Source organism: Chitinophaga sp. CB10, assembly GCA_001870995.2.
GTDB lineage: Bacteria > Bacteroidota > Bacteroidia > Chitinophagales > Chitinophagaceae > Chitinophaga.
On sequence record MLAV02000003.1, the window covers coordinates 109,573 to 128,008 of the forward strand.

General features: G+C 48.9%; 16 protein-coding genes. 7 read left to right on the forward strand and 9 right to left on the reverse strand.

All coding sequences use genetic code 11. The features are described 5' to 3' along the window. Window positions 1-31: 31 nt before the first annotated feature. The 6 genes from pyrH to BOC67_RS05890 all read right to left on the reverse strand — a co-directional run bounded on the left by pyrH (window position 32) and on the right by BOC67_RS05890 (window position 4,711). Window positions 32-742: a UMP kinase gene (pyrH, locus tag BOC67_RS05865; RefSeq protein ID WP_073084562.1), complete on the reverse strand. Its 711-nt coding sequence runs from the start codon at window positions 740-742 to the stop codon at window positions 32-34. A gap of 129 nt (window positions 743-871) precedes the next feature. After that, window positions 872-1,696 carry a translation elongation factor Ts gene (gene tsf, locus BOC67_RS05870; protein ID WP_291908283.1) on the reverse strand — a complete coding sequence of 275 codons (825 nt, stop codon included), beginning with the start codon at window positions 1,694-1,696 and terminating at the stop codon, window positions 872-874. Window positions 1,697-1,813: 117 nt separating this feature from the next. Beyond that, window positions 1,814-2,770 (reverse strand): 30S ribosomal protein S2, encoded by a 957-nt coding sequence (gene rpsB, locus BOC67_RS05875; protein WP_291908285.1) that lies wholly within the window; start codon window positions 2,768-2,770, stop codon window positions 1,814-1,816. 82 nt (window positions 2,771-2,852) lie between these two features. After that, complete coding sequence (gene rpsI / locus BOC67_RS05880; RefSeq protein WP_291908286.1) at window positions 2,853-3,242, reverse strand: 30S ribosomal protein S9; 390 nt, start codon at window positions 3,240-3,242, stop codon at window positions 2,853-2,855. Window positions 3,243-3,256: 14 nt separating this feature from the next. Further along, complete coding sequence (gene rplM, locus BOC67_RS05885) at window positions 3,257-3,700, reverse strand: 50S ribosomal protein L13 (protein ID WP_291908287.1); 444 nt, start codon at window positions 3,698-3,700, stop codon at window positions 3,257-3,259. A 321-nt stretch (window positions 3,701-4,021) separates the two neighbouring features. Then, window positions 4,022-4,711 carry a zinc metallopeptidase gene (locus BOC67_RS05890; protein WP_291908288.1) on the reverse strand — a complete coding sequence of 230 codons (690 nt, stop codon included), beginning with the start codon at window positions 4,709-4,711 and terminating at the stop codon, window positions 4,022-4,024. Between the two features lie 548 nt (window positions 4,712-5,259). On the opposite strand from BOC67_RS05890, the gene radA reads away from it, so the two are divergent. The 6 genes from radA (at window position 5,260) to ricT (ending at window position 11,424) form a co-directional block, all read left to right on the forward strand. After that, the gene (radA, locus tag BOC67_RS05895) at window positions 5,260-6,633 is read left to right on the forward strand and encodes a DNA repair protein RadA (protein ID WP_291908289.1); all 1,374 of its coding nucleotides are present in this window, start codon (window positions 5,260-5,262) and stop codon (window positions 6,631-6,633) included. An 18-nt stretch (window positions 6,634-6,651) separates the two neighbouring features. Continuing rightward, window positions 6,652-7,338, forward strand: a complete 687-nt coding sequence (locus BOC67_RS05900) for a ComF family protein (protein WP_291908290.1) — start codon at window positions 6,652-6,654, stop codon at window positions 7,336-7,338. Between the two features lie 93 nt (window positions 7,339-7,431). Next, window positions 7,432-7,962, forward strand: coding sequence for a glutathione peroxidase (locus BOC67_RS05905; protein WP_291908291.1), 531 nt, complete (start codon window positions 7,432-7,434; stop codon window positions 7,960-7,962). Window positions 7,963-8,086: 124 nt separating this feature from the next. Continuing rightward, window positions 8,087-8,632, forward strand: a complete 546-nt coding sequence (locus tag BOC67_RS05910; RefSeq protein ID WP_291908292.1) for a hypothetical protein — start codon at window positions 8,087-8,089, stop codon at window positions 8,630-8,632. Window positions 8,633-8,661: 29 nt separating this feature from the next. Next, window positions 8,662-9,801 (forward strand): hypothetical protein, encoded by a 1,140-nt coding sequence (locus BOC67_RS05915; protein WP_291908293.1) that lies wholly within the window; start codon window positions 8,662-8,664, stop codon window positions 9,799-9,801. 147 nt (window positions 9,802-9,948) lie between these two features. After that, window positions 9,949-11,424, forward strand: coding sequence for a regulatory iron-sulfur-containing complex subunit RicT (gene ricT, locus BOC67_RS05920; protein WP_291908294.1), 1,476 nt, complete (start codon window positions 9,949-9,951; stop codon window positions 11,422-11,424). Window positions 11,425-11,597: 173 nt separating this feature from the next. On the opposite strand, the gene BOC67_RS05925 is transcribed toward ricT, so the two are convergent. Next, entirely contained in the window at window positions 11,598-12,650 is a 1,053-nt protein-coding gene (locus tag BOC67_RS05925) for a nucleoid-associated protein (RefSeq protein ID WP_291908296.1), read from the reverse strand. Window positions 12,651-12,811: 161 nt separating this feature from the next. Here BOC67_RS05925 and BOC67_RS05930 point away from each other — a divergent pair, with 161 nt between their 5' ends. Further along, window positions 12,812-13,696: an SMP-30/gluconolactonase/LRE family protein gene (locus BOC67_RS05930; RefSeq protein ID WP_291908298.1), complete on the forward strand. Its 885-nt coding sequence runs from the start codon at window positions 12,812-12,814 to the stop codon at window positions 13,694-13,696. 84 nt (window positions 13,697-13,780) lie between these two features. Here the strand turns inward: BOC67_RS05930 and BOC67_RS05935 are convergent, their stop codons facing one another. Beyond that, window positions 13,781-16,801, reverse strand: a complete 3,021-nt coding sequence (locus tag BOC67_RS05935; RefSeq protein ID WP_291908299.1) for a glycoside hydrolase domain-containing protein — start codon at window positions 16,799-16,801, stop codon at window positions 13,781-13,783. Window positions 16,802-16,928: 127 nt separating this feature from the next. Beyond that, entirely contained in the window at window positions 16,929-18,428 is a 1,500-nt protein-coding gene (locus BOC67_RS05940; protein ID WP_291908300.1) for a RagB/SusD family nutrient uptake outer membrane protein, read from the reverse strand. Window positions 18,429-18,436: the final 8 nt, after the last annotated feature.

Below are 18,436 nucleotides of genomic sequence, written 5' to 3' on the forward strand. Positions count from 1 at the left end.
CCGTTTTGCATTTCATAGTATCTGTAAGAAATTAGTGAACGAGGGTACCTACGTTTTTGCCCATGATTACGTTCAGGAGGTTGCCTGGTTTGTTCATGTCGAAAACGATGATAGGCAGCTTATTTTCCTGGCAGAGGGTAAAAGCTGTCATATCCATCACGTTCAGGGATTTCTGGTAAACTTCAGAGAAGGTAATGGTTTCGTATCTGGTGGCAGTTTTATCCTTTTCAGGATCTGCGGTATAGATACCATCCACGCGGGTACCTTTGAGGATAACATCCGCCTGGATTTCGATTGCGCGCAGGGAAGCGGCGGTATCGGTGGTAAAGTAAGGGTTGCCTGTACCGGCGCCGAAGATCACTACGCGGCCTTTTTCCACGTGGCGGATGGCACGGCGGCGGATATACGGTTCTGCGATCTGCTCCATTTTGATGGCGGATTGCAGCCGGGTGTACAGGCCGATTTTTTCAAGGCCGCTTTGCATGGCCATTCCATTGATCACTGTAGCCAGCATGCCCATATAGTCACCCTGAGCTCTTTCAATTCCGGTTTCTGCTTCATTCATCCCCCGGTAGATGTTACCACCGCCAATAACGATAGCCACCTGGACGCCGAGGTCAGTAACGGCTTTGATGTCGTAAGCATACTGAGTAATCACCTTCGGATCAATTCCATAATTTCCTTCACCCATGAGGGCCTCACCGCTCAGTTTGAGTAAGATTCGCTTGTACTTTGGCAACATGACGCTATAAGAATAATGTAAGATTGTGGATTTACCAGACTAATTTCCGAAAAAATCGCTGGTCATGAAAATCTATGCGCAAAAAAAAGGAGAGAAATTTCTTTCTCTCCTTTTTCGAATAGGAAGTTATTAACCTAAAGCAACGCGCTTGAAGGCGGTTACTGTCAGGCCAGCATTTACTGACTTCAGGTAGTCGCCAACGGATTTGTTACCGTCTTTAACGAACGCCTGTTGCAGCAGGGTGCTGTCTTTGAAGAATTTATTCAGTTTACCGGCAGCGATTTTTTCAGCCATTTCAGCGGTTTTGCCTTCAGCTTTAATCTGCTCGATAGCGATTTCTTTTTCGCGGGCGATGGTTTCTTCGGAAACGCCGGAAGCATCGATAGCTACAGGGTTCATCGCAGCGATTTGCATAGCAACGTCTTTACCTACTTCTTCAGCAACCGGCTGGTTGAAGGCAACGAGTACGCCCATGCGGTAGTTACCGTGGATATAAGCAGTTACTGCTTCGCCGGTAACGAATTCGAATTTATTGAGGGTGATTTTCTCACCGATTTTAGCAACCTGGTCGTTTACTTTATCAGCAACGGTAGCGCCATCCAGGGGAGCGGCGCTCAGGGCTTCAGCGGAAGTGATGTTGCCAGCGAGGGCCAGGTCAACGATAGACTGGGCGAATTTTACGAAATCTTCGTTTTTAGCAACGAAGTCGGTTTCGCAACCCAGACCTACGATAACGCCGGATTTACCATCAGCAGCAGTTTTAGCGATGATAACGCCTTCTTTGGTTTCGCGGTCGGAACGGAGCGCAGCTACTTTCTGACCTTTTTTGCGCAGGTAGTCCACTGCTTTTTCGAAATCGCCTTCACTTTCCACCAGTGCTTTTCTGCAATCCATCATACCAGCACCCGTTTGCTGACGCAGTTTATTAACATCAGCAGCTGTAATTGTTGCCATGAGTTATATAAAGTTTAAAGATTTTATAGAATTGATATTAAACTCAAATTACGAATTACGTTTTTGCGGGACGAGTCCTGCAATAGCGCAATTCGTAATTTGTATTTTTAGAATATATTATCTAGCGCCGCCACCTGGTTTGCGAGGACCGCCACCACCGGTGTTAGAAGTACGACGTTGACCACCCTGGCCACCGCCACGGTTTTGTCCACCACCACGGTTTTGACCACCGCCGCGGTTCTGACCGCCCTGAGCGCCGCCCTGGCCACGACCACCTGGTCTGCGACCTCTTTCACCTTTCTCGTCACTGCCTTCTACTTCGAATTTGCGTGCTTTATCGTCTGCTTCTTCTTCCTCTTCTACTTCTTCAGTTTTTTCGCTGGCTCTTTCAGACAGGCCTTCAGCGATAGCTGCGCAGATGTAGCTGGTGATGATAGCGATGGATTTGGTAGCGTCATCGTTCGCAGGGATAGCGAAGTCAACTTTGGTAGGATCGGAGTTGGTATCCACCATACCGAAGGTAACGATACCCAGGCGTTTAGCTTCAGCCAGCGCGATATGTTCGTGAGAGATATCTACCAGGAACAGAGCAGCCGGAACGCGTGCCAGTTGAGCGATACCACCCAGCACTTTCTCCATTTTCTCTTTATCGCGGCTTAAAGTCAGACGTTCTTTTTTAGTGATATTGTCAAAAGTACCGTCAGCCAGCATTTTTTCGATGCTCTGCATTTTCTTCACGCTCTTACGGATAGTGGTGAAGTTGGTCAGCATACCACCTAACCATCTTTCGGTTACGTAAGGCATGTTGATGTTACGTGCAGCGTCAGCTACGATTTCTTTCGCTTGTTTTTTAGTTGCAACGAACATGATCTTTTTACCGCTTTTAGCGATGGATTTCAGGGCAGCTGCAGCTTCCTGTAAGCCTTCTACGGTTTTGTTCAGATCAATGATATGAATACCTTTCTTTTCTGCGAAAATATAAGGCAGCATTTTCGGATTCCATTTTTTCTTCAGGTGACCGAAGTGAACACCTGCCTCCAGTAACTGCTGCTGCAATGAGGTATTATTTTCCATGTTTATATTGCTCAATTAAAAGGATCAAATAATAATACTGTAGCGGATATAATAAAAGGCATCCGCCAACAGCTCAAAAATATTAGCGTTTAGAGAACTGGAAGCTTCTTCTAGCTTTCGCTTTACCTGGTTTCTTACGTTCAACAGCTCTTGGATCGCGTTTCAGCAGACCTGCAGATTTCAGTGCAGGACGGAATTCAGGGTTCACTTCGCACAGTGCGCGGGCGATACCCAGTTTAATAGCTTCTGCCTGACCTTTGATACCACCGCCCTGTGCATTCACTTTCAGATCAAACTTATCAACAGCGTCGATAGTTTTTAAAGGCAGTTCTACCTGGTTTTGCAGGTACACCAGAGAAAAGTAGGATTTATAATCTTTGTCGTTGATAGTAATGTTACCGGTACCTTTGTTGATATAAACACGGGCAACCGCTTCCTTACGACGACCAATTGTATTTTTTTGCTTTTCCATGTATCAGAGAAAAATTAGAAAGTTAAAGGTTGTGGTTTCTGCGCTGCATGAGGATGTTCAGCGCCGGCATATACAAACAGTTTTTTGTACATTTTGCGGCCCAGGCGGTTTTTAGGCAGCATACCTTTTACAGCTTTCTCAATCATAACCTCAGGACGACGGCGGATCAGATTTTTAGCCAGTTCTACGCGCTGACCTCCAGGATAACCGGTGTAATGGATATATTCTTTCTCTTCCATTTTGTTACCGGTTAAAACGATCTTTTCAGCGTTGATAACGATGATGTAATCACCGCAGTCAGTATGAGGAGTATAGTAAGGTTTGTTCTTACCTCTTAAAATGGCGGCCATTTTAGCAGCTACCCTGCCCAGTGTCAGATTGGTAGCATCTACAATGTACCAGTCACGCTTTACGTAAGCGTCATTAGCCGATTTTGTTCTAAAACTTAATGTGTTCATTGTTGAATACGATAAAGATTACGTCTTGTAAACAATTCCCCCACAATGAGGGAGTGCAAAGGTACATTCCCCATTCTGAATAACCATACATTTTAACCAGTTTTTTACAAGGCACCTTTGTAACTAATTGTTATTCAATAAAAAATTTGTTTCAAAGTTATTAACAACGAGAAGAAACACGGTTGATAACTTGTTTTTTTCTAATGTATGCGGGTATCCCGGATGGGATGCATACGGGCGGGACCGGGGCCATGGCATATAAAATAAGAAGAGGTTGACACCGGACGTGCCAACCTCCCCTGTAACATTAGATCTTTCCCCCTAATCCCTATTACGGGCTCCCAGGAAGATCATTAAATACTGTACGAATGTGGCGATGGAAGCCAAAGCAGCGACCACATAGGTCATAGCCGCCCACCAGAGGGCGTTTTTGGCCTTGTCGTGCTCCCCGGCGGACATCACCCGGCTGCTGTCCAGCCAGGCCAGGGCCCGCCTGGAAGCGTCAAACTCCACCGGCAGCGTAACCACTGAAAATAAAGTAGTTACACCGAATAAGATCACCCCGATGAGCAATAACTGCGGAAATGTATTAATTAAGAGGATACCGGCCAGCAACACCCAGTTTACCAGGTTGGCGCTAACCTGCACGATGGGCACCAGCCTGGAACGGAAGCCCAGCCAGGGGTAATGCGCGGCATGCTGCACCGCGTGCCCGCACTCGTGCGCAGCTACGGCCGCAGCGGCCACATTGGCCCCGTTATAGACGTCAGGACTCAAATTCACGGTTTTATCCGCCGGGTTATAGTGGTCTGACAGAAAACCGTCCACAGACTGTACCTTAACATCGTATATCTGGTTGTCCCTCAACATTTTTTCGGCAATTTCCCGGCCGGTAAGGCCGGAGGAAGTGGGTATTTCGCTGAATTCATGAAACCGGCGCTTCAGAATATAGCCAACTAGCATACTGATCCCCACAAAAATCAGTGAAACAAACATAATTCCTGGTGTCATATGCAACTTTTTTACAGAATATTACAGGTACCTGAGGGGTCAAAAAATGATCCAACTACCCCAATTTAAGGATTATTTAGCAGATGCCTGTCATACCTGCTTCATCCTTTCCCTGCCACCGCTCATCAAGAAATTTAACACTGCCAAATTGGCGAAAATGAAAATTTTTTAGACCAAAATAAGCCTATTTGTCAGTACACCAGGGTGGTAACAGGCATGGGATTTCATATGTAAAAATCCCCAACATCACCTCTATTTATCAACATTTTACGGCTTGCCAATGAAAGTAATATTGGACCAAAATAACGGTCCAAATAGGCGCTGGCAGCCACTTTATAACATTAAAAAAATACATCAAAAGTTATTCACATCGATTAAATAAACTTTTTTATTCTGAAGCCATTTAGTAATTTAGACCTGAATTTAATGGGTTAGTAAGTAGAAAGAGTCAACGGAATCTTCCGTTTGGCTCTTTTCTCATTTTAGGAAATCCCTCCCTTCAATTTTTGTAAATCTCCTTACTTTGTACCCTCTCTTTATACATCGATATGAGTAAAATAAAAACTGCTTTTTTCTGTCAGAATTGTGGATATGAATCTGCAAAATGGAATGGTAAATGTCCGAGTTGCGGTCAGTGGAACACCTTCGTGGAAGAAAGAGTGCAAAAGGATATACCTGTTAAGCAGGATTGGAAAGCCAGTGATAACCCGCTCGCACGTACGCAGAAATTTGTGAACCTTTCCGATGTGGAAGCAGTGGCGGAAAAGCGGCTCCTCACGCCGGACAATGAACTCAACCGCGTGCTGGGAGGCGGTATAGTGGCGGGTTCCCTCGTATTGGTCGGGGGCGAACCGGGCATTGGCAAGTCCACTCTCTTCCTGCAAAATGCGTTACAATTACAAAACGTAAGAACGCTTTACATCAGTGGCGAAGAGAGCGAACAACAGATCAAAATGAGGGCTGACCGCATCAACATCACCAACGATCAGTTTTACCTGCTCACTGAGACCTCCACGCAGACGATATTTTCTGAGATCAGGAAATTGCAGCCGCAGTTAGTGGTGGTGGACTCCATACAAACGCTGCAATCCCCCTTTATTGAATCCGCTCCGGGCAGCGTATCGCAGATACGGGAGACCACGGCGGAACTGCAGCGCTTTGCCAAAGAGAGCAATACCCCTGTTTTCCTCATTGGGCATATCACCAAAGACGGGTCCATCGCAGGACCTAAAGTATTGGAACACATGGTGGATACGGTGCTTCAGTTTGAAGGGGACCAGCATTATGCTTACCGCATACTCCGCACTATAAAAAACAGGTTTGGCTCTACTGCCGAACTGGGTATTTACGAAATGACGGGAACGGGATTAAGGCAGGTAACCAACCCTTCCGAAATCCTCATCTCGCAGCGGGAGGACCTGCTCAGCGGCGTGGCCATCTCAGCCACCATGGAGGGCATGCGCCCCCTGCTGGTAGAAGTGCAGGCGCTCGTTACGCAGTCCGTTTACGGTACGCCGCAGCGCACGGCTACGGGTTTTGATTTGCGCCGGCTGCAACTGCTGCTCGCCGTACTGGAAAAGCGCGGAGGATTTCATTTTGGCGTAAAGGACGTATTCCTCAACATTGCCGGCGGCCTGCGTGTGGAGGATCCTGCGATTGACCTGGCGGTGCTTTGCGCCTTGCTGAGCTCTTACGAAGATGTGTCGCTCCCGAATAAAGTATGCTTCTCCGGCGAGGTAGGCCTCAGCGGGGAGATACGCGCCGTAAACCGCATAGAGCAACGTATTGCGGAAGCGGAGAAGCTGGGATTTGAAAAGATTTTCATCTCCCGGTACAACAAAAAAGGAATAGATTTCACTAAATTTAATATCGAAGTAATTGCTGTTGGCCGTGTGGAGGAAGTGTACCGGCAGCTGTTTTAACCATTATATCTTTTTTTGATGATTGCCCGTTTGTTAACGCCCCTGGTAGACCTGTTCTACCCGCACTGCTGCGCTATTTGCGGCGCAGCGCTGGACCAGCAGTCCGACAAAATTTGCATCGCCTGCGAAGCCGCATTGCCGGTGACGGGGTTCCATCTGTTTGCGGATAATCCGATAGAAAAAATTTTTTGGGGGAGAACGAAAGTAGCGCATGCGATGGCGGCTTATTATTATTCACAGTCGTCCGGCGTACAGGAGATGATCCACCAGTTCAAGTATAAGCAACGGGAGGACCTGGCCTATTACCTGGGCCGAAAAACAGGTTTGATGCTCACCCAAACCTCATGGCTACACGAAATTGACAGGATAGTGCCGGTGCCATTGTATAGCAAAAAAGAGCGGAAGCGGGGTTATAACCAGGCCAGGGCGCTGGCGGCAGGCATGGCGGAGGTAACAAACAAGCCGTTGGCTACCAATTTGTTATCGAGGCAGATATATACGCATACGCAAACGAAGAAGGGCCGGATTGGGCGGTGGTCTAATGTGGCGGAGGTATTCAGGGCCTCTCCTGCTGCGGCAGGCCTGCACCTGCTGCTGGTGGACGATGTGATTACCACGGGCGCCACTACCGAAGCCTGTTGCAAGGCCCTGACGGACGCTGGCGCTACGGTGAGCGTTGCCTGCCTGGCTTATGCCTGGGGCTAAAAAAAATATATTTTATGATAACGGATAGTTAACTTTATAGTCGAGTCTGAGCCGTTATTTTTGTTCCTGCTAATTTTTCAATTACCCTGGGATATGTTTAAGATTACAATACTCTCTGTTTTTATGCTGTTTGCAGCTACTGCATCACATATTTATGATTTTAAGGTAGATGCCGTTGACGGTGGTAAAATTAACTTCTCCAAATTCAAAGGCAAGAAGATACTGATAGTAAATACCGCTTCTCTCTGCGGCAACACTCCCCAGTACGAAGGACTGGAGAAACTGTATAAGAAATATGAAAAAAGCCTGGTGATAGTAGGTTTTCCTGCCAACAACTTTGGCAGCCAGGAACCGGGCAGCAACAAGGAAATCCAGGAGTTTTGCACCAAAAAGTACGCGGTTACTTTTCCAATGGCTGCAAAGATCTCTGTAAAAGGGGCTGACATCCATCCGCTGTACAAATGGCTGATGGACGAAAGTAAGGCCAAACACCTGGAGCCTGCGGCTGTGACCTGGAATTTCCAGAAGTACCTGCTGGACGAGAAAGGCAACCTGCTGGCTGTATTTTCACCAAAAACACAACCGGATGCACCTGAGGTGATTGCAGCGATCGAGAAAAAATAATTTTCAACCTCCCCCCCAAACATACTCCTTTGCCATATTTAGGGTAACGAATTGTTACTGCGGCTACGTATATCCGTAACCGTGGACTGAACTAATATTCATTCACCCTGGAGCGAACCATTGCATGAAACATCTACTAGTGTACTTACAACCAACTATGCTATTCCTGGCCGGAGCCATTGGGTTTACCGCCTGTCAGAACGTGATCGATGAACCTACCTTGTCCTGCCCTGAAATGGTGTTTACCTACACCACCGAGGGAAAAACCACGCCGCTTAACCTTTCCAGCAGTTTATTATTCCGCGCGGAAACGGACAGCGGGGGCCAAAAGTATGTGAGTATTGAGGCCATCAGCGATAGCATGAAAGTAATCCTGAATTTATTTGACGGCATGTATGTGGACAGCCTGCTGGCAAATGATTCCATCAAGCTCAAGACCTACACCTTTTCCCGGAAAACGAAGGAGCAGGGAGGGCTGGTAATGGTGGGCACCCGGCTGCCGGGCTATGATTATCATTTCCCGGATACGGACAGTTCCAGCATTACCATCACCCGTATCAACACCAAACGGAAGACGATCACCGGCTATTACTATTATACGGCCGGCGGCAATATGGTGAAGGGCCAGGGCACTTTCCAGAACACCTGTTATACCTCGTTGTCGCGCTAAGGTTTATCCCCTTTTCATTATCTTGCGGCATGCTTTTTAAAGATATCATAGGACAGTCCGCCGTAGCACATCAGCTGGTTCAATCCGTACAGCAGAACCGCCTTAGTCATGCTCTGATATTGCTTGCACCGGAAGGTAGCGGCGGGCTTCCGCTTGGGCTGGCCTTTACGCAGTACCTGGTTTGTGAAAACAAGCAACCGGAAGGGGCCTGCGGCCATTGTTCGGCCTGTATCAAAGCATCGCAGTATATCCATCCGGATATTCATTTTTCCTATCCCGTCATCCCCCGAAAGGCCGGCGATAAGCCGGTGAGTACGGATTATGTCAGTGAGTGGAGGGAGTTTGTGACGACGAATCCGTATGGGAATACCTATGACTGGTTACAATTCATCGGGGCGGAGAATAAGCAGGGTAACATTACGGCTACGGAGTGCCAGGATATTATCCGTAAGCTCAACCTGAAAAGTTTTGAGAGCGGGTATAAGATCCTGCTGATGTGGATGCCGGAGTACCTGGGCAACGAGGGCAACAGGCTGCTAAAGCTGATCGAGGAGCCGCCGGTCAACACCCTGTTTATATTTGTGGCGGAAAACCAGGAGCAGATCCTGGCCACTATCCTTTCCCGCACGCATCTGATTAAGGTAAATCCTATTGCTAAGGAGGAGATGGTAAAGTCGCTGACGGAGCGCGGCAACGTACCGCTGGCAAGGGCGCAGCAAATAGCTACCATCGCGGCGGGGAATTACCGGGAGGCGGTGTACCTGTTACAGCACTCGGACGACGACTACCACGAACTGCTGCGCAATTGGCTGAACTACATTTTTACTGGTAACAGGGGGGCTTTACAGGAGTGGATTGAAGCTATTTCCAGCGCCAAAACCGGCCGTGAAAACCAAAAGCAGTTTCTGCGGTACTTTATCAACCTGCTGGAACATGCGGTAAGGCTGCAGTTTATTGACCGGAGCCAGCTGGCGTTTTCGGCGGAGGAGATGGACTTTTCGGCCAAGCTGCTGAAGCTGGCCGGGATGGAGCAAATTGAGCAGATTGTGGAGCTGCTGGACAATGCTTACTATCATATTGAACGCAACGCCAACGCAAAAATGCTATTTCATGCATTGTCCATCAAGCTACAATATATATTTAAAAAGAAACCTCTGCCTCAAACGTAATAACCCGGGGGCTTAGGGGGCCATTACCCTTTGTTTTCCTTATCTTTGCTGCTTTCCGTCTTTTTGTTTTTATTACAGGAATACTGTATATTAAGGGGATGGAATGACCTGAAATGCTTATTTCTAAAATTTAAACTATTTAATAATATGGCTTGTGCCGGATGTGGTACGGGTGTAGATGGTAAGCCAGCAGGATGTAAGAGTAATGGAGGATGCAGTACAGGAGGTTGTAACAGACTGAATGTGTTTGATTGGTTATCCAATATTCCACTAGCAGACAGCTTATCACCATTTGACATTATTGAAGTTAGTTTTAACAATGGAAGCCGCAAAGATTTTTACCGTAATGTAACCAAACAGCATCTTGATAAGGGTGAGATGGTTACGGTGGAAGGAGTCAGCGGGTTTGATGTTGGAACAGTAAGCCTGACAGGTGAACTGGTAAAACTACAGATGAAAAAGCGACGCGCAGAGGACACACCCGAAGTAAAAAAGGTCCTGCGTCGATCAACACACGACGACCTGCAAAGGATGAGTGATAATAAGGCCCGAGAAAAGGAGGCATTGATTAAATCAAGGGCATTAGCCCGCAGCCTGGGCCTTGAAATGAAACTCACTGAGGTCGAAATTCAGGCCGATGGCCGAAAAGCAACGTTCTTTTACACTGCCGATGATCGTGTCGATTTCCGTGAACTGATTAAGGTGTACGCCTCCGAGTTCAGGGCTAAAGTGGAGATGCGCCAGATCGGCGCTCGCCAGGAAGCCGGAAAAGTGGGAGGTATTGGTAGCTGCGGCCGCGAATTATGCTGCTCTACCTGGCTTTCTGATTTCAAAAGCGTGAACACCACCGCTGCCCGTTATCAGAACCTGTCCATCAACCAGGCGAAGTTATCCGGACAATGTGGCCGCCTCAAATGCTGCCTCAACTATGAGCTGGATACTTACATGGATGCGCTGAAAGACTTCCCGGACGATGCCGACACCATTGAAACTGCGAACGGGGTAGCCACCTTACAGAAACGCGATATCTTCAAGAGCCTGATGTGGTATTCCTACGAGGGAAGTAACAAGCAATATCCGCTGACCATCGCCAGGGCTAAGGAGATCCGCCTGCTGAACAGACAGGGCATTAAGCCGGATGATCTGAAAGCCGTAGAGGTGGTTAATGTCCATAAGCCGAAGGAAACCGATCTCGGGTTTGCAGACGTAGTAGGACAGATCAGCCTGAAATCACTGGAAAAGACTGTTCAGAAGCGCAAGCAGAAGGACAAGGACAAACAGAAACAACAGAAAGGCGATTCCGGCAAACAGCCGCAGCAGCGCCAGGAAGCCAAGCAAGAGCCGAAAGGACAGCAGCAGGGCCGCCACGAAAACCGCCAGCAGGATCGCAACCGGCAAAAGCAGGACAACCGTCCGCAGAAGCAGGGAGGCCAGCCCAACCAGGGAGGCAACCAGCAAAACCGCCCGCCGCGCGATCAGCAGCAGGGCCGCCAGCAACAGCAGGGGCCGAAACAGGAAAGAGAAGGACAAGGACAGGGCCAGGGACCCAAACAGGACCGCCGCCCGCCTAAGCACCATAAGCCAAAACCTTCCAATCCGAATAACAATAACAATAAAGCATAAAAAAAGAACCGGCTTCAGAGCCGGTTCTTTTTTTATATAGCGAGTTAAAATCTTTTATATATAGTGAGTTAAAATGCGCCGCGTAATCTTAAAAGGCCGCCCAGACGGAGCAGCCTTTGTTAATAATTGGTTTTTGCTTATGAGAAAATCTTTAAGTCCTTTATAGGGGTCCACTAAGCCTCGTTCTCAAACAAGAGCTTGTAGTAGTGCATATTTGTAGCCTCATCGAACCCGCGTTCGATCAGCTCCCGATTACCATGTATATAGATATGAAAATTCCTGTCCAGCTTCAGAATGCTTTTAAAGACTTTCTGTTGCTTTTTAACGGCTGGTGCAGATATTTCAAATTCGTCAGGGATATCCTGCTGGAACGTTTGCTGGTATTCGTTCCTGTATTCTTTAAATGAAGCGATAGCGTCCGGATGGCCCAACACCTCGTTTGCAAAGTCATCTAACTGAAAATGCTCTTTCTCCTTAAAGTATGCGGCTGATTTGTTGAGCAGATCCACCTGATCCACCCGGTCCATTTCATACTCCGTGGGCAGTTTGGTATCGATGAACTGCTTACACATGTTTACGGCCAGTTCGGTTTGATGGTAGCTATCTTCCCTCCTCGTTACCTGTAAAAATGCGTCTTTCCAATATGCTGCTTCTGTTTGCTTTCCAGTACTATCCACTATACTCACCTTATAGCCATCTTCCTCCTCTATATTAAAGACCAGGCATCCTTTGTCAAGCTTATTAATATTGATGCCGTCTTCATAATTCACCTGGTAATTGTCATCCTCAAGGAAAACTTTCAGATAGGTATCCCGGTTTTCTGATTTGAAAATTCCAATGGCAGGCACTTCTTCTCCATCCACAAGACATTTGCTAAAGTAGGCTATATACAGCTCTCCACCTTTGATTTTGGGATGGGTGGAATGTTTATATAGATGTTTGGCAATATTTACAGACTGCTCCTGAAACTCATTTTGGTTGCCAAATATACGTCGACAATATTGAAAAACTTCATTCAGCTGCAAATCTGCTTCATGAAAAAACCTGAAATACTCTGCCGACTTGGTAAACGGCTGAATAAAATAAGTGATCAACAACTGGCTGATGGTTTCATCCTCCAACTGCAACGGTGCTTTGGAACAAAGCAGCATTTCCTCATTGGAGGAATTTCCTACCTTATGAATAGTCAGGTGCGCCAGATCTTTAAACTCCGAAACGTGAATCATGCGGGCAAAAGTAGTAAAATACCGCGCAACGGGAATTTGCCAGCTCCCGAAAAATCCTACTAGATAATTAAAATGCCCGACAGCAGCGCCTTTCCTTTGATCAAGTAAAAAATAAATTTCTGGAATAGTTGATTATTTTAATGCGGCAAAAATCCACTCTCATGAAAAAGATATACATGCTGGCACTACTCGCAGGTGGTAGCCTGCCGGCCCTGGCCCAGGAAAGCCCCCTTTACACCGCCAGGGACCTCACGGCGGAAAACATGTTTTCCGTCAACATTGAAGGCCCCAACTTTGACAAGGCCGGTAACTTCTATGTGGTGAATTTCCGGAAAGACGGTACGGTAGGGAAGATTGATACGAAAACAGGCGCCGGCGAAGTATTCGTCACGCTGCCGGATAGCAGTATAGGCAATTCCGTGAACTTTGACAGCAAAGGCACTATGTATCTCCCCGACTTCAAAGGTCATAATGTGCTCACGGTGGATATGAAGACGAAAAAGGTAAGCGTGTACGTGCATTCCGACCAGTTTAACCAGCCCAACGACCTTTGCATTAATAAGAAGGACCAGCTGTTTGCTTCCGATCCTAACTGGAAAGACGGTACGGGCAAGCTGTGGCGCATTGATACCAACCGCAAACCCGTGCTGCTCGAGGCCAATATGGGCACTACCAACGGCATAGAACTCAGTCCGGACGAAAAGACCCTGTATGTAAATGAGGCCGTCCAGCGTAATATCTGGAAGTACGATGTGGACAAGAAAGGGAACATTTCCAACAAAACCCTCTTTGCCAGCTTCCCGGATTACGGTTTTGACGGCATGAAATGCGACAAGGCAGGCAATTTATATGTGGCCCGGTGGGGAAAGGGAACCATCGCGGTATTATCACCAAAGGGGGCGCTGATCAGGGAAGTACCGCTCAAAGGCAAGCATTGCAGCAACCTAACGTTTGGCGATCCGGACGGGAAAACCGTGTACGTAACTTTACAAGACAGAAAATGTGTGGAAACCTTTAGGGTGGAAATCCCCGGAAAGCGTTATTAAGATATAGGGAGCATCACCTCCTCAGTTTTTAGTTGTTGAAAAAAAGACCGGAGCTGGCTACTCCGGTCTTTTTCATTTTCATCCTTACTTTATGATCAGCAGCCAGCCTTTGCCCGGCGCCACCGGAATGGCGGCATCCTTCGCAAACACCTGGCCTTTTTGGAAATTACGTATATCCGGCGCAGTGATCACGGCCTTTGCCGGGTCAATGCCCAGCTCCTGCCAGTTGATATGCAGCCGCACGGCAGTTTCCGCCGGGGCCCAGCTGGCCAGGGATACCAATACCGCCCCGTTCTTCCGGTAGATGGTAGCCGATACCTGTGGATTATCAGTTTTCACAGGATTGGCAGCTACCCAATAGCCTACCATACGGGAGCCCTGGATACCAAATTCATCCCATACCTTCCAGATAGGCCGTGGATCAGCGTTTTCAGACCATGGCATGCGGCTGGTCATCCCATATACCATTCCTCTCCAGGGGTTGCCACCGTCCTGCAGCATCTCGCCCATGAGGCCAAACGGAATACCGCTGACTTCCGTCAGGAAGAAATCAGGTCCATTCTTTTCGTAATCGAAATACTCCCCGAACCAGAGGCGGTTCAGGTAAGGGAAATGCTCCATGTACAGCATAGCGCTGTTCTGGAAGCCATCGGATTTATTATACTGGTTGGCCGAGTGCAGGTCAATGATGCCGGGATGCCCGTCCTGTGTGAGTACGCGTTTGATGCGCTTCGTGGTGATGCGGTCAAAGGCCACATCGTCCAGGTAAATACCGTCGATGCCTACGTTTTGTACCAGCCAGTTCATGCCCTCCACATAATAGTTATGCCAGCGGTTCATGCCGCTGTTGATAATGGCTGCATCCTTGAACTCCGGCACAAACCAGGCGGCGATATAATCCTTCCCGACGTGCTCCTGCAGCCAGGAGAAGCCTCCACCCTTGCCGGGGCTGTACACTTCATGCCCGAGGCTGCGCAGCGGGAAGGTTTCCCAGGCGTGGTTGGACAGCTCGCGGACGGTGTTGTAAATTTTCACCTTCAGCCCTTTGTTGTGGGCCTGGTCAATATACTCCTTCATCTTCTTCCATTCAATGAACGGATAGTTGATCCAGGGGTTAATGTCCGTACCATGGTGGATATTCACCACCGTAGCGCCGGTAGCCTTGATGGTATCGAGGTTGGCGTACCGGTGATAGAAACGGTTGGACCACTGAAAATCGGTATTCAGTGTATGAAATGGCGTTATTAACAGGTTGAAGTTATAATACAGCACCTCTCCTTTCTTCATCGTCCGGGCGCCGGTGTAGGCGTTTGCCAGTACTGACTTGCCTTTCAGGCCCAGGGTGATACCGCCTTTGTTGTCGTTACCCCAGGAAGCGGGCAGCAATAAAGGCTTTTGCAGGTAGAAGTTCGTGTTCAGCGGGCGCACATAATGCTCATCGCGGAGAGTGAATTGCAGGCCGGCGTTCACATCGCCCACCCAGGCGCCATCCTGGTTTTTATGGGCTACATCCCATTTCCAGTCCACGATGGACGGGCGCAGGCCCCCTTTCTGGTTGAGGCCCATCATGTACCTGGCAACGGTGGTATCAAACGGAATGTGGAAGGTGACGTCTTTCAGCGCTATTTCTTCCGTGGCGGTTACTTTTACCACGTACTCCATATGCCCGTCAAATTCCAGGGAGCCGTCAACATCCATTTGCAGGCCGGCAGTGGTATTCACGGCATGCCAGGTAATTTTCCCATTGTCCCGGGAAGTCACTTTCCAGCCCTGGCTGGTCCACTTCAAATCCTTGCCGGTAGCGGCGCCGATGAAGTGGAAATGCAACGGTTCAATGACCAGGTTGCGCGGTTTATCCGTGGTGGAGGTCATTTCCTCCGTGAAGAAAGTTTGAATCTGCGCGGGGAAACCATCTTTGTTAATGCCCACTTTACGCCCCAGCAGGGAGATGACGCTATCCGTCATTACCAGCGGCGTATAGGGAGCGATCACCGCATTGTCCTGCGCCAGCGTAGAGTTCAGCCATTTCAGGCGGGTTTGTTTCCACGGTTCATTGAACCCGCTGTTTACCGCGGTTTTGCCGGTAACGGTGAGGGTTACACGTACCGGCATGGCAGGCGCGCCTTCCGGCTGTACGGTAACGATGCCCTTGTAAACGCCCGGCTGCGCATTGGCCGGCACATCGATGCCGCACCAGAGCGCCTGCACCTTGCCGGTGCTGACGTCTACTTTGGCGGAAAACGGCCTGGCATCATAAGTAGTACCGGTAGTGTTAATGCAACTCAGCCTGGAGGCCGGAATTTGCTTACCATCGGCAGTTTTAAGGTCTGAGAAGCGGAGCTGGATATCCTTCAGGTCCTTACGGGCATAAATACCCAGCTGGAAGGCGTAGTACTCTCCTTTGTCCGCCTGCCCGGAGAAGGCCTGTGATGGCCCTTTCTGCGCCCAGCGCTGCGGGAGGTCGTCCGTCATCCTGATGGGGAATTCCCGGTCTTCCGGAAATACGAGGTAGCCGGCGCCGGGGTGCTTCAGCAGCAGGGATTTCATTTCCGCTTGCGTCGCAATGACCTCCATGGGGTAGAAGCTGTTGAAATCGTCTATCGATTCCATCGCCTTTACGGTGGCATTAGGTTTCAGGCCGGCGGGGAGGCTGTTGGTCCAGGAAGCGGTGGCAGTGGATTCAGGCGCGAGGTACACGCCTTGCGGATAGTTGGCGCGACCTTCATTTTGATACGGCAGATAGTAGATGTAGTACTCACCTTTGCCGGAGGTGGGTTCAAAAATAATGTCTCCTTGTTCACGGTTGAGGGATAAGGTTTTTACGTTGGTAACCTTCCCTTTGGTTTTTGCGTCCTGAATAATAATGCGTTTGGCTTCCGGATTTTCATCCCGGCGGCGCCAGGGGATTACAACCCTGGCAGCATTTCCTGTTCCGTTAAAAGTGACCACTACCCGCTGGTTTCCCAGGGAGTCGGCATTCCAGGAATTGTTCCCGGAGGCGTACCTGAGCTGCTGAGCCATGGTAGTACCAAACAGGCCAAGGCTAAGACCGGCCAGGATCAACCCTCTTTTAAGGAATGGTGTGTGAGGTTGATGATGTAGCATGAGTGAAATATTGATCTTCGAAAATTATGGAAAAAAATACCTAATCGCTATAAAGACTGTGTAAACGGTAAAAAAGAGAAGGCTCCCTGCTTGCGTAGGGAGCCTTTTTCATAGTATATGGTTATGCTTATGGGTTTTGAACGAGGTTAGGATTAAGTACGATATCCTGCTCAGGAATATAGTGTACCACCCTTGGGTTGGTGTACTCGATCGTTTGAGGATTCACCGGATGGTAGCCCGGGTAATCCCTAACCAGGTTGCGGTTGTTGCGGAACAAATCGAAGCAGCGATGGGTTTCAAACGCCAGCTCCAGGCGGGCTTCATCGAGGACTACGTCGAGAACGGAAGCGTAGCCTTTCAGGTCCGTTGTGGTGAAGAGCGCATTGCCGCTGAGCCCTGCGCGGGTGCGGATCACGTTCACGTCAGCGATGGCCTGGTCATTGTTGCCCATTTTAGCAGCAGCCTCCGCGCGGATCAGGTACATTTCAGCCAGGCGCAATACCACCGGGGAGCTGAGGGTTGGGATGTTATCCTGGTTGGAGAACTTGAGGATATACCACTTTTGCACCTGGATGCCACCGGCTTTACCACGGGTGGCAATAACCTTGTTGCCGGCGGCGTCCGTAGAGTCCTGCCCGTTAGCCTTCTTCAGGATAACCGGCTGCACAAAAACGTGCCTGGCATCTTCCGGGTATTTATCCAGCAGCTTGCGATATGCTTCCGAGGCGTAGATTTCGCCGTAGCCAAGGCCGCTCGGAGAGGTATAGTACATGGAGCCGATGGATGACCAGTTACGGTCGTCCTGGGCGGTATGATGGATGGCCCAGATGGTTTCCTTGTTATCCTCATTGCTTTTGGTATAGTACTTTCCAAGGTCCACGGTAGGCACGAGCGAGTATTTACCGGATCGGATTACAGAATCTGCAAACATGTATGCAGAATCGTTCTGGCCTTTGTAGAGATATACCCTTGCCAGCATGGCCATGGCTACGTATTTGGTAGCGTAGCTGTTTTTCCTGTCATCCACTGATTTGGTCATCAGGTCCTTTGCTTTGCGCAGATCGGCGATCACATGGTCGTACACTTCCTTCACCGTATTGCGTTTAGGCTTAGCCGTGATATCAGCGCTATCCACCACAGGTACACCCAGGTTGGTTTCCGGCGATTGCTGATACGGGCGGCCAAAAGTGCGCACTAGGCTATGGTTGACGAATGCGCGGAGGAAAAGGTTCTCCCCTATCATCTGGTCTACATCTGCGGAGGTACCTTCCTTCATTTCCGCCAGCAGGAGGTTACAGGCATTGATGGTCCTGTAAGCCGCGCGCCAGTAGGCGGAGGCATTGCCCTGGTTGGTCAGATGCCCGTAGGTATATGAATAGAAGAGCGGGTCAGTAGTGGTACCGCTCAAGGCGATATCATCGCTGGGGAACTCCCCTATCTGCCAGTAGTTACGGGTAAAAGCTTCTTCTTTCAACAAGGCATAATTACCGTCGGTAGCATTCTGCCACATAGCGGGATCCTTTACATCCTTGTTGGGCACTGCATCGTGCGGGTCTTTCCTGAGTGAGCAGGACGCTGCCAGCATCACCAGTGAAAGTCCTGCGAAATATTTTGATATATGCTTCATTGTCATCT

What these genes read in the sequence shown, in the direction of transcription:
- BOC67_RS05900 (WP_291908290.1), top strand. Translation starts at nt 6,652, where the DNA reads ATGATTGCCCGTTTGTTAACGCCCCTGGTAGACCTGTTCTACCCGCAC.
- tsf (WP_291908283.1), bottom strand. Translation starts at nt 1,696, where the DNA reads ATGGCAACAATTACAGCTGCTGATGTTAATAAACTGCGTCAGCAAACG.
- rplM (WP_291908287.1), bottom strand. Translation starts at nt 3,700, where the DNA reads ATGAACACATTAAGTTTTAGAACAAAATCGGCTAATGACGCTTACGTA.
- BOC67_RS05910 (WP_291908292.1), top strand. Translation starts at nt 8,087, where the DNA reads ATGAAACATCTACTAGTGTACTTACAACCAACTATGCTATTCCTGGCC.
- BOC67_RS05890 (WP_291908288.1), bottom strand. Translation starts at nt 4,711, where the DNA reads ATGACACCAGGAATTATGTTTGTTTCACTGATTTTTGTGGGGATCAGT.
- BOC67_RS05935 (WP_291908299.1), bottom strand. Translation starts at nt 16,801, where the DNA reads ATGCTACATCATCAACCTCACACACCATTCCTTAAAAGAGGGTTGATC.
- ricT (WP_291908294.1), top strand. Translation starts at nt 9,949, where the DNA reads ATGGCTTGTGCCGGATGTGGTACGGGTGTAGATGGTAAGCCAGCAGGA.
- rpsI (WP_291908286.1), bottom strand. Translation starts at nt 3,242, where the DNA reads ATGGAAAAGCAAAAAAATACAATTGGTCGTCGTAAGGAAGCGGTTGCC.
- pyrH (WP_073084562.1), bottom strand. Translation starts at nt 742, where the DNA reads ATGTTGCCAAAGTACAAGCGAATCTTACTCAAACTGAGCGGTGAGGCC.
- BOC67_RS05925 (WP_291908296.1), bottom strand. Translation starts at nt 12,650, where the DNA reads ATGATTCACGTTTCGGAGTTTAAAGATCTGGCGCACCTGACTATTCAT.
- radA (WP_291908289.1), top strand. Translation starts at nt 5,260, where the DNA reads ATGAGTAAAATAAAAACTGCTTTTTTCTGTCAGAATTGTGGATATGAA.
- BOC67_RS05930 (WP_291908298.1), top strand. Translation starts at nt 12,812, where the DNA reads ATGAAAAAGATATACATGCTGGCACTACTCGCAGGTGGTAGCCTGCCG.
- BOC67_RS05905 (WP_291908291.1), top strand. Translation starts at nt 7,432, where the DNA reads ATGTTTAAGATTACAATACTCTCTGTTTTTATGCTGTTTGCAGCTACT.
- BOC67_RS05915 (WP_291908293.1), top strand. Translation starts at nt 8,662, where the DNA reads ATGCTTTTTAAAGATATCATAGGACAGTCCGCCGTAGCACATCAGCTG.
- BOC67_RS05940 (WP_291908300.1), bottom strand. Translation starts at nt 18,428, where the DNA reads ATGAAGCATATATCAAAATATTTCGCAGGACTTTCACTGGTGATGCTG.
- rpsB (WP_291908285.1), bottom strand. Translation starts at nt 2,770, where the DNA reads ATGGAAAATAATACCTCATTGCAGCAGCAGTTACTGGAGGCAGGTGTT.